Raw genomic sequence first — 3913 nt, forward strand, 5'->3', positions numbered from 1 at the left:
CCCCAGCCGGTCGAGCCCACCCGGTGGCCGAGGTGGAGCGAGCCGGCTGTGAGCACCACCCACGGGGCGAAGACCTCGGTCAGGACCACTGCCGGGGCGGCGGTCGCGTCGTTCGACGGTCCCGCGCCGGCTCGCGAGGTCGCCTCAGTCGACAAGGGACCGGGCCAGGCGCAGGGCGGCGGCGTCGACCACCGCGTCCGCCGGAAGTCGGGTGATGACCCCGTGGTGCAGGACGATCCGGGCGTGGGTGCCCATCACGACTCCGGACGCGAGAGCAGCGGAGGGGAGTAGTCGAGGCGGTCGACGAGCCACATGATCGTGGCCACCTCGCCCACCCAGGCCAGGCTCACGCACCAGCCGGCGAGGACGTCGCTGGGAAAATGCACGCCGAGGTACATGCGGGTCACGCCGACCGCGGGGACGTAGGCGCTGGACCCGGCGATCACCGGGTAGCGCCACCCGGTCGGCCACGCGAGCACGCAGGCGCAGCCGGCGAGCGCCGCACTCGCCATGGCGTGCCCACTGGGGAACGAGTAGCTCTTCTCCTCGACGATGTGGGTGAAGAAGGTGGGGCGGTCCCGCCGGTACATCAGTTTGAGGACCGAGTTGATGACGGTGGACCCGACGAGGGAGACCGTGAGCAACGCGGCCGGTCGGCGGCTGCCCCGCACGTAGGCCAGGTAACCCGCGGCGGCGAGCGCGAAGACCGGGACGGCGGTGACGCCGCCGAGTTCGGTGACCGCCCTGACGATCCGGGTGTTGCGCGGGGTGTGTCGCCTGCGCAACCACAGCATGACGGGCCGGTCGAAGGGCAGCTTGGCACCGGAACTGATCCGCTCGGCCAGTTCGACGAACCCGATGACGGGTAGCGCGAACCCGGCGAACGCGACGCCGAACACCGCCCAGGTCCCGCGCGGCAGGGGCACCTGGCCCCTGTCGACGATGCTGCCCAGGACCCCGTCCGAGGGGGTCAGCGGCCGGAGGACGTCCTTCGCCGCGGACAGGGTCCGGCTGCGGCGGGAGGTCGTCGTTCGCGACATGCCCACACCCTAGGCAAGGTCGCGCGGCGGCGGGGGATCCCCGCGAACCGTGACACCGCGCGCCGACCGCGGGCCGTGTCTACTGTGGATCGTGTCGACCCGATCAGCGGAGGACGTATGACCCAGACCCGTGTGGAACGAGACCTGCTCGGTGAGAAGGCGGTCCCGGCTGACGCCTATTACGGGATCCACACCGTGCGCGCCGTCGAGAACTTCCCCATCGATTCGAAGACCATCAGCGACATCCCGGACTTCATCCGCGGGATGGTCATGGTCAAGAAGGCCGCCGCGCTGGCGAACCTCGAGATGGGAGTCCTGGACCCGGACATCGCCGAGGCCATCGTCGGTGCGTGCGACGAGATCCTGCTGGACGGCCGCTGCATGGACCAGTTCCCCTCGTGCGTCTATCAGGGCGGGGCCGGCACCTCGGTCAACATGAACACCAACGAGGTGGTGGCCAACCTCGCGCTGGAGCGGACCGGTCACCCCAAGGGCGCCTACGACGTCATCAGTCCGAACGACGACGTCAACCGGTCGCAGTCCACCAACGACGCCTACCCGACCGGTTTCCGGATCGCCCTGTGGCACTCCCTCGAGCGGCTCGAGCCGGCGATCGTCGCGTTGCGGGAGGCCTGCTACGACAAGTCGGAGGAGTTCCGCGAGGTCCTCAAGATGGGCCGGACGCAGTTGCAGGACGCCGTTCCCATGTCCATGGGCCAGGAGTTCGGTGGATTCGCGGTGACCCTCGACGAGGAACTCCACGTCCTCGGCGCGGCGGCCCGGATGCTGCTCGACGTGAACCTCGGCGCCACGGCCATCGGTACCGGCGTCAACACACCGCCCGACTACCGCCGTGCGGTGGTCGAGCACCTGCGGGTCGTGACCGGTCTGCCGGTCACCGGGGCCATGAACCTCATCGAGGCGACCAGCGACACCGGCGACTACGTCAACGTCCACGCCGCTCTCAAGCGGACCGCGTCCAAGGTGTCCAAGATCTGCAACGACCTGCGTCTGCTCTCCTCCGGCCCGCGCGCGGGATTCAACGAGATCAACCTCCCCGAGCTCCAGGCGGGGTCGTCGATCATGCCGGCCAAGGTGAACCCGGTGATCCCCGAGGTGGTCAACCAGGTCTGCTTCAAGGTGATCGGCAACGACGTCACGGTGACGATGGCGGCCGAGGCGGGGCAGTTGCAGCTCAACGTGATGGAGCCCGTGATCGCGCAGGCGATGTTCGAGTCGATCTCCCTGCTCACCAAGGCGATCGAGACGCTCACGGAGAAGTGCGTGCGGGGTATCACGGCCAACGTCGAGGTGGCCCGCCGCAACGTCATGGATTCGATCGGCATCGTCACCTATCTGAATCCCGTGATCGGTCACCACAACGGCGACCTGGTGGGTCGTGAGTGCGCGCGCTCGGGCCGTGGCGTCCGCGAGGTCGTGCTGGAGATGGGCCTGCTCTCGGCGGAGGAGGTCGACGACATCCTGTCCCCCGCGAACCTGCTGCGGCCCCGGTACAAGGGCAAGTCGAGTGGTCAGCTGGCAGCCGCCCCGCCCGACGACCTGTCGGATCCCACCTGAGAACCGGATCGCCCCGACCACCCGGGTGGGTGACCGGGGGTTCTCCGGTGTGCGGGAGTCGGGTCAGGCGCCGTTCTCGACGGGGCCGACCCGGCCGATGCTGCTCACGGCGAGGTGGCCGATCGAGCTGTCGACACCGAACGACTGCTCGAGGGCGGCGGTGGAGCCGGAGATGAAGCCGTTGATCGCGGCGGACAATCCGACGGTGAAGTCGAACTGGGCGAAGAAGTCGGCGAGTGCCTTCAACATGGTGTGCCTCCTGGTGGACATCGACGCGGTCTGTGCCGCGTGGGCGGACCGGGTGCCCGTCTCTACCTGGTCTATCCGCGGTGAACACGGGGACGTTAGCCCCGAAACATGCTGAAACCTGTTACCGCAGCGGCTAACGTCGGGGCATGAGTTCTCCCACCACCCGTGTCGTCGCGGGCCGTCAGATCACGTTCCCGGTCCCCGTCGTCTCCGCCTCGATATCGGGCGCCGCATTCCTCTCGCGGACGGCCGTCGCCCGGCGGCTCATCGCCGCCGGCCCCCAGTCCGCGGTGCTGGATTCCGCGGGGGCCGAGCCCGTGTCCCTCCCCGGTGGCCGTACGCCGGTCACGATGATCCATGTCCGGTACCACGATGTCCCGGGCAACGTCCTGGGTGGATACCACGAGGTGGGGTTGGCGTTCCAGGTCAAGGTCCCGGGAGTGGGGGTCCAGCAGCACATCCACGAGTTGCCGGTCGACCAGGACTTCACCCTCGCGGCGGGCAACGAACTCTGGGGCTTTCCCAAGTGGAAGGGCGACATGGTCGGGACGGCCGGTGGCGCCCTGGACGACGCTCGTCTGGGGGCGGTGGGGTCCTCGGGGGCCGGCGGCATCGACCTGAAGCTCGACACCCGCCTGGGAGTGCCGCTCCCCGGCCGCCACTCCCTGGGGATGAACTGCATCCAGGTTCTCGACGGGGCGCCGGTTCTGGTCCGCGCCGGCGCCAAGGTCTCGGGTGGCCGGTTCCGACCACTGGGGGGCGCCCGGGTGACGATCGCTCCCGGGGCAGAGGACGGCGATCCCCACATCGCCCGGATCGCCGAGGCCGTCCGCGAGCTCGGGCTCGACCGTGCGCGGGCGCTGGCGACGTTCTCCTTCGAGCGGTTCGAGGCCGAGTTCCAGGCACCCCGCACCCTCACGTGAGCCTCGTCCCACCGCGCGGTCGGATCTCCGGGTAGCGGACCTGCGGGTCGCGGCTCGGGAGCTAGCGGCTCAGGGGGGATGCGGCGAGTGCCTCGCGGGCGGCGGGTTCGGCGGCCGCGCGGT

General features: G+C 69.7%; 4 protein-coding genes. 2 read left to right on the forward strand and 2 right to left on the reverse strand.

Going from position 1 to position 3913, the window contains the following annotated elements; translation table 11 throughout:
* Positions 1 to 254: 254 nt before the first annotated feature.
* Positions 255 to 1040 (reverse strand): phosphatase PAP2 family protein, encoded by a 786-nt coding sequence (locus G6018_RS13060; RefSeq protein WP_179523720.1) that lies wholly within the window; start codon positions 1038 to 1040, stop codon positions 255 to 257.
* 117 nt (positions 1041 to 1157) lie between these two features.
* Here G6018_RS13060 and aspA point away from each other — a divergent pair, with 117 nt between their 5' ends.
* Positions 1158 to 2618 (forward strand): aspartate ammonia-lyase, encoded by a 1461-nt coding sequence (aspA, locus tag G6018_RS13065; RefSeq protein ID WP_182639833.1) that lies wholly within the window; start codon positions 1158 to 1160, stop codon positions 2616 to 2618.
* A 63-nt stretch (positions 2619 to 2681) separates the two neighbouring features.
* On the opposite strand, the gene G6018_RS13070 is transcribed toward aspA, so the two are convergent.
* Entirely contained in the window at positions 2682 to 2867 is a 186-nt protein-coding gene (locus tag G6018_RS13070; RefSeq protein WP_182639834.1) for a hypothetical protein, read from the reverse strand.
* Between the two features lie 146 nt (positions 2868 to 3013).
* Between G6018_RS13070 and G6018_RS13075 the strand changes: the two genes are divergently transcribed.
* On the forward strand, positions 3014 to 3790 hold the full coding sequence (locus G6018_RS13075; RefSeq protein WP_182639835.1) for an acetoacetate decarboxylase family protein: 777 nt from the start codon (positions 3014 to 3016) through the stop codon (positions 3788 to 3790).
* Positions 3791 to 3913 lie beyond the last annotated feature (123 nt).

Source organism: Dietzia sp. DQ11-44 (assembly GCF_014145205.1).
Lineage (GTDB): Bacteria > Actinomycetota > Actinomycetes > Mycobacteriales > Mycobacteriaceae > Dietzia > Dietzia natronolimnaea.